Origin of the sequence: Micromonospora sp. NBC_00617 (assembly GCF_045161355.1) — a bacterium.
GTDB lineage: Bacteria > Actinomycetota > Actinomycetes > Mycobacteriales > Micromonosporaceae > Micromonospora.
Genome location: NZ_CP107751.1, coordinates 249,387 through 264,443, shown reverse-complemented (window position 1 = coordinate 264,443; position 15,057 = coordinate 249,387). Strand labels below are relative to the sequence as shown.

14 protein-coding genes, 1 tRNA gene and 1 pseudogene are annotated in these 15,057 nt (G+C 72.6%); 6 read left to right on the top strand and 10 right to left on the bottom strand.

The window, feature by feature from the left end; genetic code table 11:
- Positions 1 to 33: 33 nt before the first annotated feature.
- Positions 34 to 1,000 (bottom strand): annotated as a pseudogene (locus tag OG505_RS01285) (ATP-dependent helicase); the annotation flags it as partial.
- Positions 1,001 to 1,189: 189 nt separating this feature from the next.
- Between OG505_RS01285 and OG505_RS01280 the strand changes: the two are divergent.
- On the top strand, positions 1,190 to 2,062 hold the full coding sequence (locus tag OG505_RS01280; protein ID WP_405430365.1) for a carbohydrate kinase family protein: 873 nt from the start codon (positions 1,190 to 1,192) through the stop codon (positions 2,060 to 2,062).
- Positions 2,063 to 2,078: 16 nt separating this feature from the next.
- Here the strand turns inward: OG505_RS01280 and OG505_RS01275 are convergent, their stop codons facing one another.
- Entirely contained in the window at positions 2,079 to 2,600 is a 522-nt protein-coding gene (locus tag OG505_RS01275) for a DinB family protein (protein ID WP_405430364.1), read from the bottom strand.
- Between the two features lie 82 nt (positions 2,601 to 2,682).
- Between OG505_RS01275 and OG505_RS01270 the strand changes: the two genes are divergently transcribed.
- Positions 2,683 to 2,889, top strand: coding sequence for a hypothetical protein (locus OG505_RS01270; protein WP_234589235.1), 207 nt, complete (start codon positions 2,683 to 2,685; stop codon positions 2,887 to 2,889).
- 6 nt (positions 2,890 to 2,895) lie between these two features.
- Here the strand turns inward: OG505_RS01270 and OG505_RS01265 are convergent, their stop codons facing one another.
- The gene (locus tag OG505_RS01265) at positions 2,896 to 4,038 is read right to left on the bottom strand and encodes a polysaccharide pyruvyl transferase family protein (protein WP_405430363.1); all 1,143 of its coding nucleotides are present in this window, start codon (positions 4,036 to 4,038) and stop codon (positions 2,896 to 2,898) included.
- A gap of 277 nt (positions 4,039 to 4,315) precedes the next feature.
- On the opposite strand from OG505_RS01265, the gene OG505_RS01260 reads away from it, so the two are divergent.
- Complete coding sequence (locus OG505_RS01260) at positions 4,316 to 5,248, top strand: phosphotransferase (RefSeq protein WP_405430361.1); 933 nt, start codon at positions 4,316 to 4,318, stop codon at positions 5,246 to 5,248.
- Between the two features lie 67 nt (positions 5,249 to 5,315).
- Here OG505_RS01260 and OG505_RS01255 read toward each other — a convergent pair whose 3' ends face one another.
- Complete coding sequence (locus OG505_RS01255; protein WP_405430360.1) at positions 5,316 to 5,945, bottom strand: HAD-IA family hydrolase; 630 nt, start codon at positions 5,943 to 5,945, stop codon at positions 5,316 to 5,318.
- A 135-nt stretch (positions 5,946 to 6,080) separates the two neighbouring features.
- Between OG505_RS01255 and OG505_RS01250 the strand changes: the two genes are divergently transcribed.
- The gene (locus OG505_RS01250) at positions 6,081 to 6,827 is read left to right on the top strand and encodes an SDR family NAD(P)-dependent oxidoreductase (protein ID WP_405430358.1); all 747 of its coding nucleotides are present in this window, start codon (positions 6,081 to 6,083) and stop codon (positions 6,825 to 6,827) included.
- Between the two features lie 31 nt (positions 6,828 to 6,858).
- On the opposite strand, the gene OG505_RS01245 is transcribed toward OG505_RS01250, so the two are convergent.
- A complete protein-coding gene (locus tag OG505_RS01245) occupies positions 6,859 to 7,407 on the bottom strand; it encodes a hypothetical protein (RefSeq protein ID WP_405430357.1) in 549 nt (182 codons plus the stop codon).
- A 201-nt stretch (positions 7,408 to 7,608) separates the two neighbouring features.
- Between OG505_RS01245 and OG505_RS01240 the strand changes: the two genes are divergently transcribed.
- Complete coding sequence (locus tag OG505_RS01240) at positions 7,609 to 8,481, top strand: class I SAM-dependent methyltransferase (protein WP_405430355.1); 873 nt, start codon at positions 7,609 to 7,611, stop codon at positions 8,479 to 8,481.
- An 835-nt stretch (positions 8,482 to 9,316) separates the two neighbouring features.
- Complete coding sequence (locus tag OG505_RS01235) at positions 9,317 to 10,762, top strand: RICIN domain-containing protein (protein ID WP_405430353.1); 1,446 nt, start codon at positions 9,317 to 9,319, stop codon at positions 10,760 to 10,762.
- Positions 10,763 to 10,836: 74 nt separating this feature from the next.
- Here OG505_RS01235 and OG505_RS01230 read toward each other — a convergent pair.
- The 5 genes from OG505_RS01230 to OG505_RS01210 all read right to left on the bottom strand — a co-directional run bounded on the left by OG505_RS01230 (position 10,837) and on the right by OG505_RS01210 (position 15,043).
- Positions 10,837 to 10,908 (bottom strand) — tRNA-Val (locus OG505_RS01230).
- 75 nt (positions 10,909 to 10,983) lie between these two features.
- The gene (locus tag OG505_RS01225) at positions 10,984 to 11,451 is read right to left on the bottom strand and encodes a peroxiredoxin (RefSeq protein WP_405430352.1); all 468 of its coding nucleotides are present in this window, start codon (positions 11,449 to 11,451) and stop codon (positions 10,984 to 10,986) included.
- 87 nt (positions 11,452 to 11,538) lie between these two features.
- The gene (locus OG505_RS01220) at positions 11,539 to 11,976 is read right to left on the bottom strand and encodes a DUF3052 domain-containing protein (protein WP_030330240.1); all 438 of its coding nucleotides are present in this window, start codon (positions 11,974 to 11,976) and stop codon (positions 11,539 to 11,541) included.
- A 112-nt stretch (positions 11,977 to 12,088) separates the two neighbouring features.
- Entirely contained in the window at positions 12,089 to 14,587 is a 2,499-nt protein-coding gene (locus OG505_RS01215; RefSeq protein ID WP_405430349.1) for a thiamine pyrophosphate-dependent enzyme, read from the bottom strand.
- Positions 14,588 to 14,638: 51 nt separating this feature from the next.
- Positions 14,639 to 15,043 carry a MarR family winged helix-turn-helix transcriptional regulator gene (locus tag OG505_RS01210; protein ID WP_405434323.1) on the bottom strand — a complete coding sequence of 135 codons (405 nt, stop codon included), beginning with the start codon at positions 15,041 to 15,043 and terminating at the stop codon, positions 14,639 to 14,641.
- Positions 15,044 to 15,057: the final 14 nt, after the last annotated feature.

The window sequence follows — 15,057 nt, the reverse complement described above, 5'->3', positions numbered from 1 at the left end:
CCGGGCGGGTGGCCAGGATCGGTTCGGTGACCTCGTCGGGGGCCGGCTCCACCAGGCGGAAGCTGGCCCGGACGGCGCCGCCGGCCGCGTCCCGCTGCCAGTCGTCGAGTTCGGCGCGCAGGATGTCCAGTGCGGTCCGGTCGACGGTGAAGTCGCGGCGGGGGCCGGCGAGCGCGGCCAGCCAGGCCGGCGCGGGCCCACCGGGGCGGACCCCTCGGGCCAGCGTCGTGGCCGCGAGAGCCGCCCGGGCGGCGGCGTCGGTGAGCGCGTCGAGAGCGTCCGCCACCAGCGCCGCACCCGTCACCTCGGCGGCGCTGGGCGTCGCCACCGCGCGGGCGGCGGGCGGTAGAGCCAGCGCCAGCGACCGCGCCCAGCCCGCGTCGGTGCCGGTCAACAGCGGGCGCCAGATCGCCCGCGCGACCACCTGGGCCGCCGGGCCCGCCGTCGACCGGGCCCCACCGGCAGCGGCTCCGCCGGCAGCGGCCACATCGGCAGCGGCCACATCGGCAGCGGTCGGGTCGATCGACGCGTGGACGCCGGGCAGGACCCGGCCCCGGGCCACCAGATCGGCGGCGAAGTCGGCCAGCTCGGCGAGGTGACGCAGGGTCGCCCCGGGCACCACCGGGAGGTCGTCCAGGGCGCGCAGCAGTGCGAGGGCGTCGTCTGGGGCGTACACCAGGGTGGGCACCCGCCACGCGGCGAGGGTGAGCCGGCCGCGGGCCGGGGGTGCGACGGTGGTCCGGATCAGCTCGGGTGAGTCGGTCGGCACGCCCGCCCGGGTGGGCAGGGTGAGCAGCGCGGTGGCCGGACGGGCCGGCTCGGCGGCGTCGGCGAGAGCCGCGACCAGGTCGGCGTGCCCGGCGGCGAAGGGATGCGGGCGCTCCCGGGGCGGCCGGCCGGGGCGGGCCGGAGCCGGCGGCGCGGCGCTGTCCTCGGCCCAGACCGCGAGGCCGGCGGTCGAGTCGTCGCAGGGCTTCCACAGCCCATGGATGACCAGCACCTACTCCCCCTCCGCCGCCCGCGCCCAGGATAGGCGGCCCGGTGCGACGAACGTCAGCACCCACCGCACGACACCCGCCGCCGACGGGTTGATCGACTCCAGGTCGGCGGTGTGGGAGTGTCCACGCCTCGGTACGCTCCCACATCGGCGATACGTCACGCGGCACCGGGTTGGGCTAGCGTCGGCACCGTGGTCGATCTCCTGGTTGTTGGCGGGCTCGGGGTGGATGTGCGGGTTCGAGTGCCCGCGCTGCCGCTGCCGGCCGCCGACTCGCACACCGTCGAACCGATCGAGCTGCGGATCGGCAACACCGGCGCCGGGGTGGCGCTGGCCGCCCGGGCGCTCGGCCTGCGGGTACGGGTGGTCGACACGCTCGGCGCGGACCCGGCCGGCGATCTGGTCCGGGCGGCGCTGACCCGGGCCGGGGTTCCGGCGGTGCTGGCGCAGGACCACGGCGGCACCCGACGGTCGGTGAACCTGGTGGACCCGGGCGGTCGGCGCACCTCGCTGTACGACCCGCGCCCGTGGCGGGGCGACCCGCCGTTCCCGCCCGCGGAGGTGGCCGAACTCGTCGCGGACGCCCGGCACGTACACCTTTCGATCATGGACTGGGTGGTGCCGTCGCTGCCCGCCGTGCGGGCCGCGCTCCCGGCGGGCGTGTCGCTCTCCACCGACCTGCACGACTGGGACGGCACGAACCCCTACCACCGGCCGTTCGCCGAGGTCGCCGATCTGGTCCTGGTCAGCGGGGTACGGCTGCGCGAGCGGGCCGCGACGCTCGCCGGCACGCTGGCGCCCCGGACCGTGGTGGTGACCCGGGGCGCGGACGGCGCCGAGCTGTACCCGGGCGACGGCACGCGAGTGCCGGTGCCGCCCGCCGCCGCGCCGGGGCCGGTGGTGGACAGCAACGGGGCCGGCGACGCGTTCGCGGCCGGGCTGATCGCCGGGCGGCTGCGGGGCGAGCCCCTGACGGAGGCAGCCCGGTATGCGGCACGAGTCGCGGCGGCGGCCTGCGCCCACGACGGCATGGAGTATCCGCCGGGCCTGTTGCCCGCCGGATGACGACGGGCGGCCCGGCTCAGAGCGCGCCGGTCGACCCGTCGGTCAGTTCGCGCAGGATGTCGGCGTGGCCGGCGTGCCGGGCGGTCTCCTCGATCAGGTGGACCAGGATCCAGCGCACCGACACCTCACCGAGCTGCGGGTGCGGCACCACGTGGTCGAGGTCGAAACGCGCGGCGACCGCCCGGGACCGGGCGCAGGCCCGCTCGTACGCCTCGACGAGCCCGTCGACCGTGTCGTGCTGGTCGAGGGTGAAGCTCGCGATCGCGTCCTCCTCCGACGTCAGGTAGACGTCGCCCGGCTCGGGTGCCAGCAGCACCGGAAACCAGTTCCGCTCGACCAGCGTCAGATGCTTGACCAGCCCGGCGAGCGTGGTCGCGGAGGGCACCAGCCGGCGGGCCGCCTCGGCGTCGGACAGGCCGCGCAGCTTGCGCAACACCACGCCACGGTGGAAGTCGAGGAACGAGTTCAGCACGGCGCGCTCGTCGCCGACGCGGGCGAGCACCGGGCCGAGCGTCGGATCGATGGTCTGCTCCGTCATTCGCCGACCCTAACCAGGTCGGAGCCCGCGCGCTGCCCCGCATCCCGCTGCGAGGCACCCTCGCTACGGGCAGGATGGGCGCATGGCTTCATCCGTGCAGATCCTCCTCGTCGGCGGCGCGGCGGACGGGCAGACCGTGACCGTCGAGCTGGACACCAACGGCCGCCCGCCGCTCACCCACCACCACATCGGGTCCGGTGGGCTGGCCCAGGCGCAGATCTACGAGTTGGAGTCCGCCCGTGAGGAGAGCCGCGAGTGGCGCTACCGGTGGACCGGTCCGGCGGTCTGACGCGGGTCAGACCCGGGTGAGGTTCTGACTGCGTAGTCTGTCCAGCACGCCACGGGTGACGTCCGAGGTGCCCCGCGCCTGCTCGCAGACCTCCGCGACCCGACGGGCCGTGGCCTCGGCGCGTTCCTCGCGTTCGTCCCAGAGCCGGTCGACCTCGGCCAGCAGCGGCCCCTCCACCTCCCGCTCCACGCCCCGCAGCGCCGGCACACCGAGCCGCTGGGCCAGGTCGAAGACCTTGCCGGCGTACGGCAGCGGCAGGAACGGCGTGCCCACCATCGCCGCGAAGATCAGGAAGTGCAGGCGCATGCCGACGGCCAGGTCGAAGTGGCGCATCAGCCCGAGCACCTGCTCCGGTGCGTAGGTGCCGTGCAGGATCCGCCCCCGCTCGGCGGCGACCATGTGCGACAACACCCCGTGCGAGTGGCGGATGTCGTCGCGTTCCATCGGCACGAACAGCACGTACGCGTCGATGCGGTGCACCAGGAAGTCACCGATCTGGGCCAGCAGCCGGTGGTAGCCGTCGACGTCGAGGCGTTCGGCGGCCCGTCCCGGCTCCCGCACGCTGATCCCGACCAGCCTCTTACCGGCCGGCACCCCCTCCTCGCTGAGCAGGTGCACCGGGAAGTCGGCCGGCTGCAACAGGAACGCCGGGTCGGCGGTGACCGTGATCGGGTTGAGCAGTCCCGCCTCTTCCAGGACCATCCGGGACTCCTGGTCGCGGACCGTCACCTGGGTCGCGCCGGCGAGCGTCTCCCGGACCATGCCGGTGTCGACCGCGTCGCTGAGCGGCCCGACCCCCACCGCGTACGTGATCAGCGGCAGGCCCCGTTCCTGGGCGACCCGGACGACCCGCAGGTAGCGGCGGGCCTCCCGGTCGTAGAGGATCCCGCCGCCACCGAGGATGAGCAGGTCGAGCTGAGCCAGCACCAACGCCGAGTCGGTACGGCTGACGCCTTCCCAGGGCACCGCCTCCACGTCCGGGTGGGCGGCCCGGGTGTGTTCCGGGTTGCGGGAGAAGACGATGATCCGGGCGTTCGGTTCCTGCGTGCGTAGATCGGTGAGCAGGCCGGTGAGGATCGCCTCGTCGCCGAGGTTCCGGCCACCGTACGAGCCGAGCACACCGATGGTCAGTCCGGCGCCATGCGTCATCCGTCGCTCCTCCCCGGGTGCGGTCCGCGCGGGTTTCCCGCTGGGCAGGTGAACAGTCCCGGTTCAGCTCGGTGGGTCGATCCGCTTCGCCATCTGCTGCGCGGTGACCTCGAAGAGTTCGGCCTCGATGAGCTGGATCATCCGCCGCGCGTGGCCGCGCCCCCGGTGCGCCGGATGCACCTCGATGTTCTGATTCCGGCGTCTCGACCCGGCCGATCGCCCGGGATGCCCGGAAAATGGGTTGTTCGTCGGGGCGGGGTGGGCGCACCGTGGCGGGATGCAGGGGACAGCGACGCGGATCGGCTGGGGTGATCTGCCGGCGGCGGTCCGATCCGCGGTGGAGGGCATCATCGGTGATCGGGTGGTCGAGGCGGTGTCCCAGTCGGGTGGCTTCTCGCCGGGCACCGCCGACCGGGTCCGTACGGCAACCGGCCGGCGGGCCTTCGTGAAGGCGGTCAGCCCGGCACTGAACCCGGACAGCCCGGTCCTGCACCGCGCCGAGGCCCGCACCGCCGCCGCGCTGCCGGCGGCAGCGCCGACGCCCCGCCTGCTGGGCTGCCACGACGACGGCGAATGGGTGGCACTGGTCTTCTCCGACGTGGACGGGCGGCACCCGAGCACCCCGTGGCGGGCCGACGAACTGACCCGCGTGCTGGGCGCCTTCGAGGCGATGGCCGTCGCGCTCACCCCGAACCCCGTCGCGCACGTGCCGGCCGCCGCCGAGCTGCTGGCCAGGGACTTCGCCGGATGGCACCGGATCGCCGCCGACCCGCCGCCCCGACTCGATCCGTGGGTTCGGGCCCACCTGGACCACCTGCGGCACGCCGCCGACGAAGGGGTCGCCGCGCTGAGCGGGGACACGCTCTGCCACCTGGACGTGCGGGCCGACAACCTGCTGCTCGACGCGGCCGGCACGGTGACGGTCGTCGACTGGCCGTGGGCCTGCCGGGGGCCGGCCTGGCTGGACACGGCGTTGCTGCTGGTGAACGTCCGGCTCTACGGCGGGCACGACACCGAGGCGATGCTGCGCCGGCTGCCGCTCACCGCGGATGTCGACCCGGCCGCGCTGACCGGGGTGTACGCCGGGCTGGCCGGCTTCTTCGCCGACAGCGCCCGCCGTCCACCGCTGCCCAACATCCCCGCCCTACGGGCGTTCCAGCAGGCCCAGGCCGACGCCCTGCTCCCCTGGCTGGCCCAGCGGCTCGGCTGATGCGGCCGGTTGGCGCTGTCGCGCTCCCGGTGCCGTGCTGGGGTGCTGGGGTGCTGGGGTGCTGGGGTCAGCGTGCCGTGAGCGCCGACGCCAACCCGTACGCCAGTTGCGTCAGGTCGTCCAGCCGCAGGTCGCCGTCGAGTCCCTTGAGCGCGGCGGTCATCGCGCCGGCCGCACGACCGGCCTGCAACCCGACCTCGGCGTCCTCGACGACCAGGCAGCGTGCCGGTGGCACGTCGAGCAGCGCGGCGGCGCGCAGGTAGCCCTCCGGGGCCGGCTTGCCCGCGCGCACGTCCTCGACGGTGACCAGCACGGGCGCGGTGATGCCGGCGGCACCGAGCCGGGCCTCGGCCAGCCGGACGTCGGCGCTGGTCACCACCGCCCAGGGCAACCCCAACCGGGCCAACGTCGACAGCAGCTCGAGGGCGCCCGGGGTGGCGGTCACGTCGGACAGGTCGTCGTACTGCAACGCCAACTGCCGGGCCGCCGCCACGGCGACCGCCGCGTCGTGGAGCGCGGGAAGGAGCCGGCGGATCGTCTGGTCGGCGGGTCGGCCGTGGGCGATAGCGAGTGCCGCCGCCGGCTCGACGGCGTACTCGGACGCCCAGCGTTCCCAGGCCCGCTCGACGGCGGCGTCAGAGTCGACCAGGGTGCCGTCCATGTCGAACAGCACCGCATCGATGTCTGCCAGCTCCACGATCACGCTCCCCCCGTACGCTCTGTTACGAGGATAGGGCGTCCCGGGCCGGCGGCGGAAAACGGACCCGGCGCTGGGAACGCGTGGTCGGAAGGCCGCCAGACTCGAGGACGAGCCGTCGACATGATCGTTTGCATGACGACGACGACACTTGGTGGCAAGACCGCCCTGGTGACCGGAGGTTCCCGTGGCATCGGGGCCGGTATCGCCCTGCGCCTCGCACAGGATGGGGCCGACGTGGCGCTTACCTACCGGCAGGACGCCGAGCAGGCGGCGACAGTGGTGAAGCGGATCGAGGCGCTGGGTCGGCGGGCCCTGATGATCCAGGCCGACAGCGCCGACCCGGCAGCCGTCCGGGACGCCGTCGACCGGACAGCCACCGAGCTGGGCCGGCTGGACATCCTGGTCAACAACGCGGCGGTGTTCCTGGTCGGCGCGACGGAGGATCTCGGCACAGCGGAGCTGGAGCAGACGATCGCCGTGAACGTGCGGGCGCCGTACCTCGCCGTACGGGCGGCGCTGCGGCACCTGGGCGACGGTGGACGGATCATCAGCATCGGCAGCAACGTCGGGGAACGGGCCGTCTTCCCCGGGTTGGCTCTCTACTCGATGAGCAAGACCGCTCTGGTCGGGTTGACCCGGGGTCTGGCCCGCGAGCTGGGCTCCCGGGGCATCACCGTCAACCTGGTCAACCCGGGGCCCACGGACACCGACGCCAACCCGGCGGACGGACCGAACGCGGCGACGATCGCCGGATTCACCGCCGTCGGCCGCTATGCTCGCCCCGCCGACATCGCGGCGACCGTCGCGCACCTGGCCAGTGTCGAGGCGGGCTACGTGACGGGGGCGGTGGTGAACGTGGACGGGGGCTTTACCAGCTGAGGTAGCGCATCCCCCCTCCTGCCCGTCCGCGTCATCCTTCCCGGCCCAACACCTGACGCACGACGTCGACGAACGCGACGCGCCGATTGGTCCGTACCTCGATGACCGCGAGCCAGCGCTCCCGGTGCCGGTCGCGAAGCGGCGCCGCCGCGTCGCCCGGCTCGTCGGCGAGCCGGCGCTGCTCGGCGTACTCGGTCGTGAGGCTGGCCAGCACCGACCGGCCCGCCGCCGCGACGTCCGCCGGGCCTTCCAACAACACCAGGTTGTACGCCTCGTCGACGGCGCGCATCGCCGCGTACGTCTCGTCGTAGCCGGGCGTGACCGTGTCCACGCCCGGCTCGACCCACCGCCGGTCCAGCCGCCGGTACGCCGCGTCGCAGGCGCTGAGGAACCCGACGTACGCGTCGCGCCGCAACTCGTCACGCCGGGTCGCCCACCGGTCGGCGCTCTCCTGGCGGGCGATGGTGAGCTGGTGGGCGAGTTGCCGGCGGGTGCTGAGCGCACCGATCAGCCCGGTCAGGGCCGCGGCGGCCAACGTGGACAGTGAGGTGATCAGCGCGACGGCGACGGTGTCCTGCACGCGCCCATTCTGGCGGTGCCCCGCGGCCCCGTCGCAACGGGCCACGGTGACCGCGCTCGTCCGCGTTGGTCATCGTTGTCGACGCAGACAGGCTGGCGGTCAAGTGGTGACCGTGCCGACCGAGGCCAGCGGGTCGGCTCCGCGTGACGGTACCGTCGGCACGCAGAGCCGATGCCGCGACAACGGACAGGAGCGCGAGCGATGCCGAAGACGCCATCCGCGAGCCGTACGGCGGTGCTCGTCTGCCAGGGCCGCGCCGCGGCGGACGGCCTGATCGCTCCCGGCCGCTTCGCGGACCCGACGGCCATGCGCCTGCTCCGCGCCGACGAGCGGGAGGCCGTCGATTGGGTACGCGGCGCTCTCGCGCCCAAGCCGTGGCGGCAACGGGTCGACTACGAAACGGTACGGGCCTGCGCCGAGATGGTGGTGCCCCGGACGGTCGCGATCGACGACGCCGTACGTGACCATCGCAGCTCGCAGGTGGTGATCCTGGGGGCCGGGCTGGATGGTCGGGCCTGGCGGATGGCGGAACTCGCGGACAGGACGGTCTTCGAGGTCGACCAACCGAGCAGCCAGCGCGACAAACGGGAACGCGCCGAGGGCCTGCCCGGCACTCCACCGACGTTCGTCGCGGTGGACTTCGGCCGCGACCGGCTCGCCGAGGCGTTGGCAGCCGCCGGGCATCTCTCCGGCGAGCCGACGACGTGGATCTGGGAAGGCGTCGTGCCGTATCTGACCAGGGCCGAAGTGTCCACGACGGTCGCCGCGATCGCCGCCTGCTCGGCACCGCACAGCCGTCTCGTCGTCAACTTCCAGTTGCCTGGGAAATCCCTGACGCTGGGCCGGCTCGTCGCACGGCTGCTGATGGCGTCCACGGGCCGACGGAGTGTCTGGGCGACCGAGCCATGGCGCTCGACCTGGACGCCCGCCGCCATGGCCGCCCTGCTCGCCCGACACGGCTTCACCGTCACCGGCGACCACGACCTGCTCGACACGGCGCGGGCACTCGCCCTGCCGATCCGCCGTGCCACGTCACTCGCCCACAGCCGGGTGACGGTCGCGGATCGCGCCTGACTCCGGGTGGGACCCCGGCCTCAGCGCCCCAGAACCAGCGTGAGTGCGAGGCGCAGTAGCTGTAACCGGCCCAGCCGGCCAGCTGCGATCGGTTGACCGTGGGGCGGGAACGGGCGCATTCGACCGGGGTGGAGTCGACCAGCCACACATCATCGGTCCACAGGTCGGTGTCCGCGGCTACCGCCCGGATCGCCCGCTTCAGCAACGGCACCGCCGGACCGCACCCCGGGCAGGGCGTCCGAACCAGTCATCGATCTTCACATACCAGTGCGGTGAGAAGGGCGCTGGCCATCCGCTTTGGCTGCCCGCCGCGTCGACGTGCTGTTCAGCGGTATACCTCAGAGGTATGAATATGACTCTGAGGTATACCGCTCACGACCGCATCCACCCCCACGGAGGTCACTGACCGTCACCGCCAGCCGCCGGCTACGCCCACCGCCCCAACCAGGGTTAGGAATTACTCGTCTAGTGATCTTCGGCTACCCGAAGGACGAGGCGTGCCTGGCCATCCCCTCTATGACCCGGCCGAAAACTGGGAGTACGGGTTCTACGAGGTGCAGGGATCGCCGTGGCCCGGCCGGTTGGAGGCACAGAATCTCGTCGTCCGCGAATCCTCACTGGCTCACAACGGCACTAGCCGGCGGATGAGGTCGACGACGACAGATGTACATTCGTGAATGAATTGGTTCGGACGGTGGCGCCGTCGTCCGCAGTCGGTTATCAAGGTGTCACCCGGTGTGAACCGCCACCGGTCAGCGGTGGATGGCACCGGAGTCCGAGGGTGTCGCACCGATGCCGGCGGCGGTCGCCGCCCGCCCACGGAAGGACGAACGTAGTGAGACGCAACAGACGGCTTCCATCCCTGGTGGCAGCGCTCACCCTGGTCGGAACGGCGATCGTGGCGGTCACCACCATGGCCGCCGCCCCGGCCCAGGCCGCGCCGGTCACGATCCCCAACGGCACGCAGTTCACCGACACCGCCGGCAACGTGCTGCACGCGCACGGCGGTGGGGTACTCAAGGTCGGCGACTACTACTACTGGTTCGGTGAGAACCGCAACGCCAACAACACGTTCCGGGCCGTCTCCGTCTACCGCTCCACAAACCTGCGCGACTGGGAGTTCCGCAACAACGTGCTGACCCAGTCGTCGGCGGCGGAGCTGCAATCGGCAAACATCGAGCGGCCAAAGGTCATCTACAACGCCAGCACCGGCCGGTACGTGATGTGGATGCACAAGGAGAACGGCAGCGACTACGGCGAGGCCAGGGCCGCCGTCGCCTCCTCGGCCACCGTGGACGGCAACTACACCTACCACGGCAGCTTCCGGCCGCTGGGCAACATGTCGCGAGACATCACGCTCTACAACGACGGCGGTACCGCCTACATGGTGTCCGCCGGCGACGAGAACCGCGACCTGCTCATCTACCGCCTCACCGCCGACTACCTGACCGTGGCCACGCTTGTCGGCAACTTCTGGAACGACGGCAACCGTGAGGCACCGGCCCTGTTCAAGCGCGGTAGCACCTACTTCCTGCTCACCTCGGGCCTGACCGGTTGGAGCCCGAACCAGGCCAAATACGCCACGGCGTCAAGCATTTCCGGTCCGTGGACCGGCATGACGAACGTCGCCGACTCGACCACCTTCCGCTCCCAGTCGGCCTTCGTGCTCCCCATCCAGGGCACGTCGACGACGAGCTACCTCTACCTCGGCGACCGCTGGGCCGGCGCCTGGGGCGGGCCGGCCAACGATTCCCAGTACGTGTGGTTGCCGATCGCCTTCCCCTCTGCCACGACCATGAGCCTGACCTGGTATCCCACCATCACCATCGATGCCGCCACGGGCACCGTCACCGGAGAGGCGTCGTCCTCCTACCGCATCACCAACCGCAACAGCGGCAAGGTGGTCGACGTGCTGGACAGGGCCGTCACCGACAACGCCGAAGTCAGACAATGGTCCTGGAACGGCGGCGCGAACCAGAAGTGGGAGTTCCGCGACGCCGGTAGCGGCTACTTCCGGATCGTCAACCAGAACAGCGGCAGATGCCTCGACGTCGCCGACGCCTCCACCGCCAACAACGCCAACGTCGTCCAGTACACCTGTGGCGGGGGCACCAACCAGCAGTGGCAGTGGGTCGCCACCGGCAACTACTACCAGCTGCGCGCCCGACACAGCGGCAAGTGCCTGGACGTGGTGAGCAGCGGCACCGCAGACGGCACCGACATCACTCAGTACACCTGCGGAACCGGCACCAACCAGCAGTGGACCCGCAGCCAGTCCTGACATCGCCGTCACGGGTGCCGAGCACCCGTACACGATGAGGTGCACCCCAGGAGGGCACCACCGCTGGTGAAGGGTGGGCGCGGCAGGTTTCGAACCTGCGACCCCCCGCTTGTAAGGCGGGTGCTCTCCCACTGAGCTACGCGCCCGGATCGCCCGTGTGCGGCGGGCCGGTGGCTGGCAAGCCTACCTGCTCGCCGCCGGCCCGGCCGCACGGCGTACCCCTATCCGGCGGTTGCGTCGGCGATCGCCTTGCGCCAGCCCTGCTGGTCGCGGGCCTCGCCGGGGCCGTTCATCTCGGCGAAGCGGACCACGCCGTTCTTGTCGATGACGAAGGTGCCCCGGTTGGCGAAGCCGGCCACGTCGTTGAAGACCCCGTACGCCTGGGCGACGGCGCCGTGCGGCCAGAAGTCGGCAAGCATCGGGAACTGGTAGCCCTCCCGGTCGGCCCAGATCTTGTGGCTGTAGGCCGAGTCGACGCTGACCGTCAGCACCTGGACGTCGTCGTTCAGGTACTCGTCGAGGTTGTCCCGCACCTCGGCCAGCTCGCCCTGGCAGGTGCCGGTGAAGGCCAGCGGGTAGAAGACCAGCAGCACGGTGCGCCTGTCACGAAAGTCCGACAGGCGGACCTCCTGGTTGTTCTGGTCCTTCAGCACGAAGTCTGGCGCCTCGGCGCCAACCTCGATCGGCATGCGGACTCCTCGGGGTCGTGTCGGAAACGACGCCAGCCTGCCACACCCGGCGGTGCGGACCGCCGGGCGCGAGGAAGCGATGACGGGCTACTTCTTGGCCTTGGCCCCACGGCGCAGCACCAGGCGGGCGCCGCTCCAGTCCCGGCCGGCGTTGACGGTCGAGGTCTGCTGGAGGCCGGCGGTGGGCGCGGACTCCGCGACCTCACTCGGCTCAACGTGCCCCTCGCGCCCCGCCTTCGGGGTGAGCAGCCACACGACCCCGTTGTCGGCCAGCGGGCCGAGGGCGTCGACGAGCAGCTCGAAGAGGTCACCGTCGCCGTCGCGGTACCACACCAGCACCGCGTCGACCACCTCGTCGGTGTCCTCGTCGACCAGATCTCCACAGCGGTCGGTCAGGGCGTCACGGAGATCCTGGTCGACGTCGTCGTCGTACCCCATCTCCATGACGACCATCCCCGGTTCGATGCCGAACCGGTCCGCCAGGCTGCGTACCCCGTCGGCGGCCTGACCAGCGGTCGCGCTCACTGTCGCGTGCCTCCTCATTTCGTCAGTGCTCGCGGCGTCGGGCCGACGCCGTCAGGCAAAGTCCACACAGTTGCGCCTCTGCGCGCAAGTGGCGCACCGAGTGGAACGGAATTTACCGTGCCAGCAGCGTACGGGCACCCTCGGTAATGGCTTCCGGGGAGACCAGAACATGACGCGCTGCCGGACCTAATGGTACAAAAGAGTCAACTCCGGCCACCCGCCGCGCGGCGCCCACGTATCCGGCGTCGACCAGCGCGGCGATCACCCCCTCGCCGACTCCGCCGGAGCGGCGTGTCTCGTCCACCACCAGCACCCGGCCGGTCGCCGAGGACTCCCGGATGATGTCGGCCACCGGCAGGGGCGCCAGCCAGCGCAGATCCACCACGCGGGTGCCCACCCCCTCCTCGGCGAGGACGGCCGCGGCCCGCAGCGACATCCGTACCCCGTTACCGAAGGTGATGATGGTCAGGTCGTCGGCCGAGCCGACCCGGTAGACGCGGGCCCGGCCGATCGGCACGTGACCGGCCACCCACGAGCCGGGCTCCGGATAGCCGGCCAGCCACTCCCCGTCACCCTCGGCGTACAGGTCGCGGGTGTGGTAGAGCGCGATGGGCTCCAGGAACACGCAGACGCTGCCGTCCACCGCCGCGCTCGCCAGGCAGGTCCGCAGCATGGGCGCGGCGTCGTCCGGCCGCGCCGGCACCGCGACCACCAGACCCGGCACATCCCGGAGTACGGCCACCGAGTTGTCGTTGTGGAAGTGCCCGCCGAACCCCTCCTGGTACGCCAGCCCGGCCACCCGCACCACCATGGGGTTGCGGAAGGCGCCCCGCGAGAAGAACTGCATGGTGGCGGCCTCGCCGCGCAGTTGGTCCTCGGCGTTGTGCAGGTACGCGAGGTACTGGATCTCCGGCACCGGCAGCATCCCGGCCAGCCCGGCGCCGAGGCCCAGCCCGAGCACCGACGTCTCGTCGAGCAGGGTGTCGAAGACCCGGGCCGCACCGAACCGGTCCCGCAGGCCCTTCGTCACGCCGTACACGCCGCCCTTGGCGGCCACGTCCTCGCCGAAGACGGCCATCTGGGGGTGGTCGAGCAGCCCGTCGGCGAGCGCCGCGTTGATGCTCTGCGCCAGGGTGAGCGGGCCGGCCAGCTCCGGCGGTTTGCCCCCGAACGCCTCCTCCCGCGCCGCCGAGCCCGGCCCGCTGGCCCGTGCCGCCGCGTCGGCCACCGCCCGCGCCACCCGCACCGGGCGGCGGGGCGCCAGCGCCGACACCACGTCGGCGGCGGAGGTCAGCTTCGGCTCGCCCAGCACCTCCTCGGCCAGCCGACGGACCTGCCAGCCGGTCTCGTCGTACCGGGCCAGCAGTTCCTCGGCGGTCGCCACACCGGCGTCGACGAGCTGCCGGGCGGTGGCGGCCACCGGATCCCGCTGCAGGTCCTCGGCCAGCTCGGCGGGGCTGCGGTACGCCGACTCCGCGTCCGCCCCGGCGTGGCCCATCAGCCGGACCGTGCGCAGGTGCAGCACGGCGGGCCGCCGGTGCCGGCGTACCCAGGCCGCGGCCTCCTGCGCCACCTGGTACGCCCGCACCGGGTCGGCCCCGTCGGCGCTGAAATAGTGGACGCCCGGTTTGGCGCGCAGCGTCGCCTCGACCCAGCCCTCCGGCGAACGGACGCTGATGCCCAGCCCGTTGTCCTCGCAGACGAAGAGCACCGGGATGCGTAACCCGGCGTGGTCGTACCAGCCGGCGGTGTTGAAGGCGGCGGTGGCGCTGGCGTGGTTGACCGACGCGTCGCCGAACGAGCAGACCACGATGGCGTCCGGCGGCCAGGGAGCGTGCGCCACGCCGGCCCCGCTGTCGACCCGCACCCCGGCCCCGGCACGCCGCCCGACAGTTTCCAGCCGGCGCAGCCGCTCCACGGCCAGCCCCATCCCGACCGCGCGGGGCAGGTGCGAGGCGATGGTGGAGGTGGTCGGCACGATCGCCAGGTCGGCGCGGCCGAACACCTTGTGCCGGCCACCGGCGATCGGCTCCTCGCTGGAGGCGACCATTCCGCGCAGCACGTCCCGGGCGGCCTGCGCGTACGCCGCGAACCCGCCGGTGGGGGGCGCGGACCCGGCCGGCTCGGGTTCGTCGGCCGACTCCGGCTCGACGGCCAACTCCCGCGCGGTGGCTGACGTGCGGTCGGTTGCCCGCTTCGGGTCGGCGGCCGGCTCCCGGTCGGTGGCCGGTTCGGCGTCGGCGGTGTCGGTCGGCGCCGTGGCGTCGGCGACCTGGGCCGTCCGCACGCAGTAGAACGCCCCGGAGCGGTAGTGCAGCAACGCCGGGTCGGTGGGGCGCAGCGCGGCGGCGATCACCGCGTTGCCCTCGTGCCCGGCCGAGCCGATCGTGTAGAAGCCCTCCCCGAAACTGCGCAGCCAGCGGCCGGCCAGGTCGAGCTGCCGGCTGGTCACCTGCGCGTCGAACAGGTCCAGCAGCTGCGCGCCGGTCAGCGAGGCGTCGTCGGTGACCGGGTCGGCGGGGTCACGCCTCCGCTGCGCGGCGGGCAGCGCCGCCAGCGTCTCCCGGAAGCGGTCGTCGAGATCTTGCGGGGTGGTCACGTCCGACAGCATTACCGACGCGGGCCCCGCTCGCCCAGTGGGACACGGCCGGCGCGGGTCGACTCACGCCGGGTCGCACGGCTCCGGACAGCCGCCGTCGGACACCTTCCACACCAGGTCACGCAGGGTGGACAGCTCCTGGTCACTCAGCCCGGCCAGGAGTCGGGAGTCGGACATCACCTCGGTCACCCGGTCCCGCACACCCCGGCCGTCACCGGTCACCACGAGCGTCTTCTGCCTGCGGTCGGTCGGGTCGGCACGACGCTCGACCAGGCCAGCCTGCTCCAGCCGGTCGACCAGCCCCGTCACGTTGGACCGGTCACAGCCCAGCCGATCGGCGAGGTCCCGGGCGGGCAGTGGACGGTCCGGGTCCAGCTCGTGCAACGCCCGGGCCGTGGCCGGGGTGAGCCCCAACTCGGCGAACGCCGTGCCCTGTTGGTGTCGCAGCGAGGCGGTCAGGTGTGCCATCCGGCGCACCACGT

Bases quoted from the DNA above. Each gene is read 5' to 3' on its own strand.
- OG505_RS01275 (WP_405430364.1), bottom strand. From the start codon at position 2,600: ATGACGGAGCAGACCATCGATCCGACGCTCGGCCCGGTGCTCGCCCGC.
- OG505_RS01270 (WP_234589235.1), top strand. From the start codon at position 2,683: ATGGCTTCATCCGTGCAGATCCTCCTCGTCGGCGGCGCGGCGGACGGG.
- OG505_RS01265 (WP_405430363.1), bottom strand. From the start codon at position 4,038: ATGACGCATGGCGCCGGACTGACCATCGGTGTGCTCGGCTCGTACGGT.
- OG505_RS01260 (WP_405430361.1), top strand. From the start codon at position 4,316: ATGCAGGGGACAGCGACGCGGATCGGCTGGGGTGATCTGCCGGCGGCG.
- OG505_RS01250 (WP_405430358.1), top strand. From the start codon at position 6,081: ATGACGACGACGACACTTGGTGGCAAGACCGCCCTGGTGACCGGAGGT.
- OG505_RS01240 (WP_405430355.1), top strand. From the start codon at position 7,609: ATGCCGAAGACGCCATCCGCGAGCCGTACGGCGGTGCTCGTCTGCCAG.
- OG505_RS01225 (WP_405430352.1), bottom strand. From the start codon at position 11,451: ATGCCGATCGAGGTTGGCGCCGAGGCGCCAGACTTCGTGCTGAAGGAC.
- OG505_RS01215 (WP_405430349.1), bottom strand. From the start codon at position 14,587: ATGCTGTCGGACGTGACCACCCCGCAAGATCTCGACGACCGCTTCCGG.
- OG505_RS01210 (WP_405434323.1), bottom strand. From the start codon at position 15,043: ATGGCACACCTGACCGCCTCGCTGCGACACCAACAGGGCACGGCGTTC.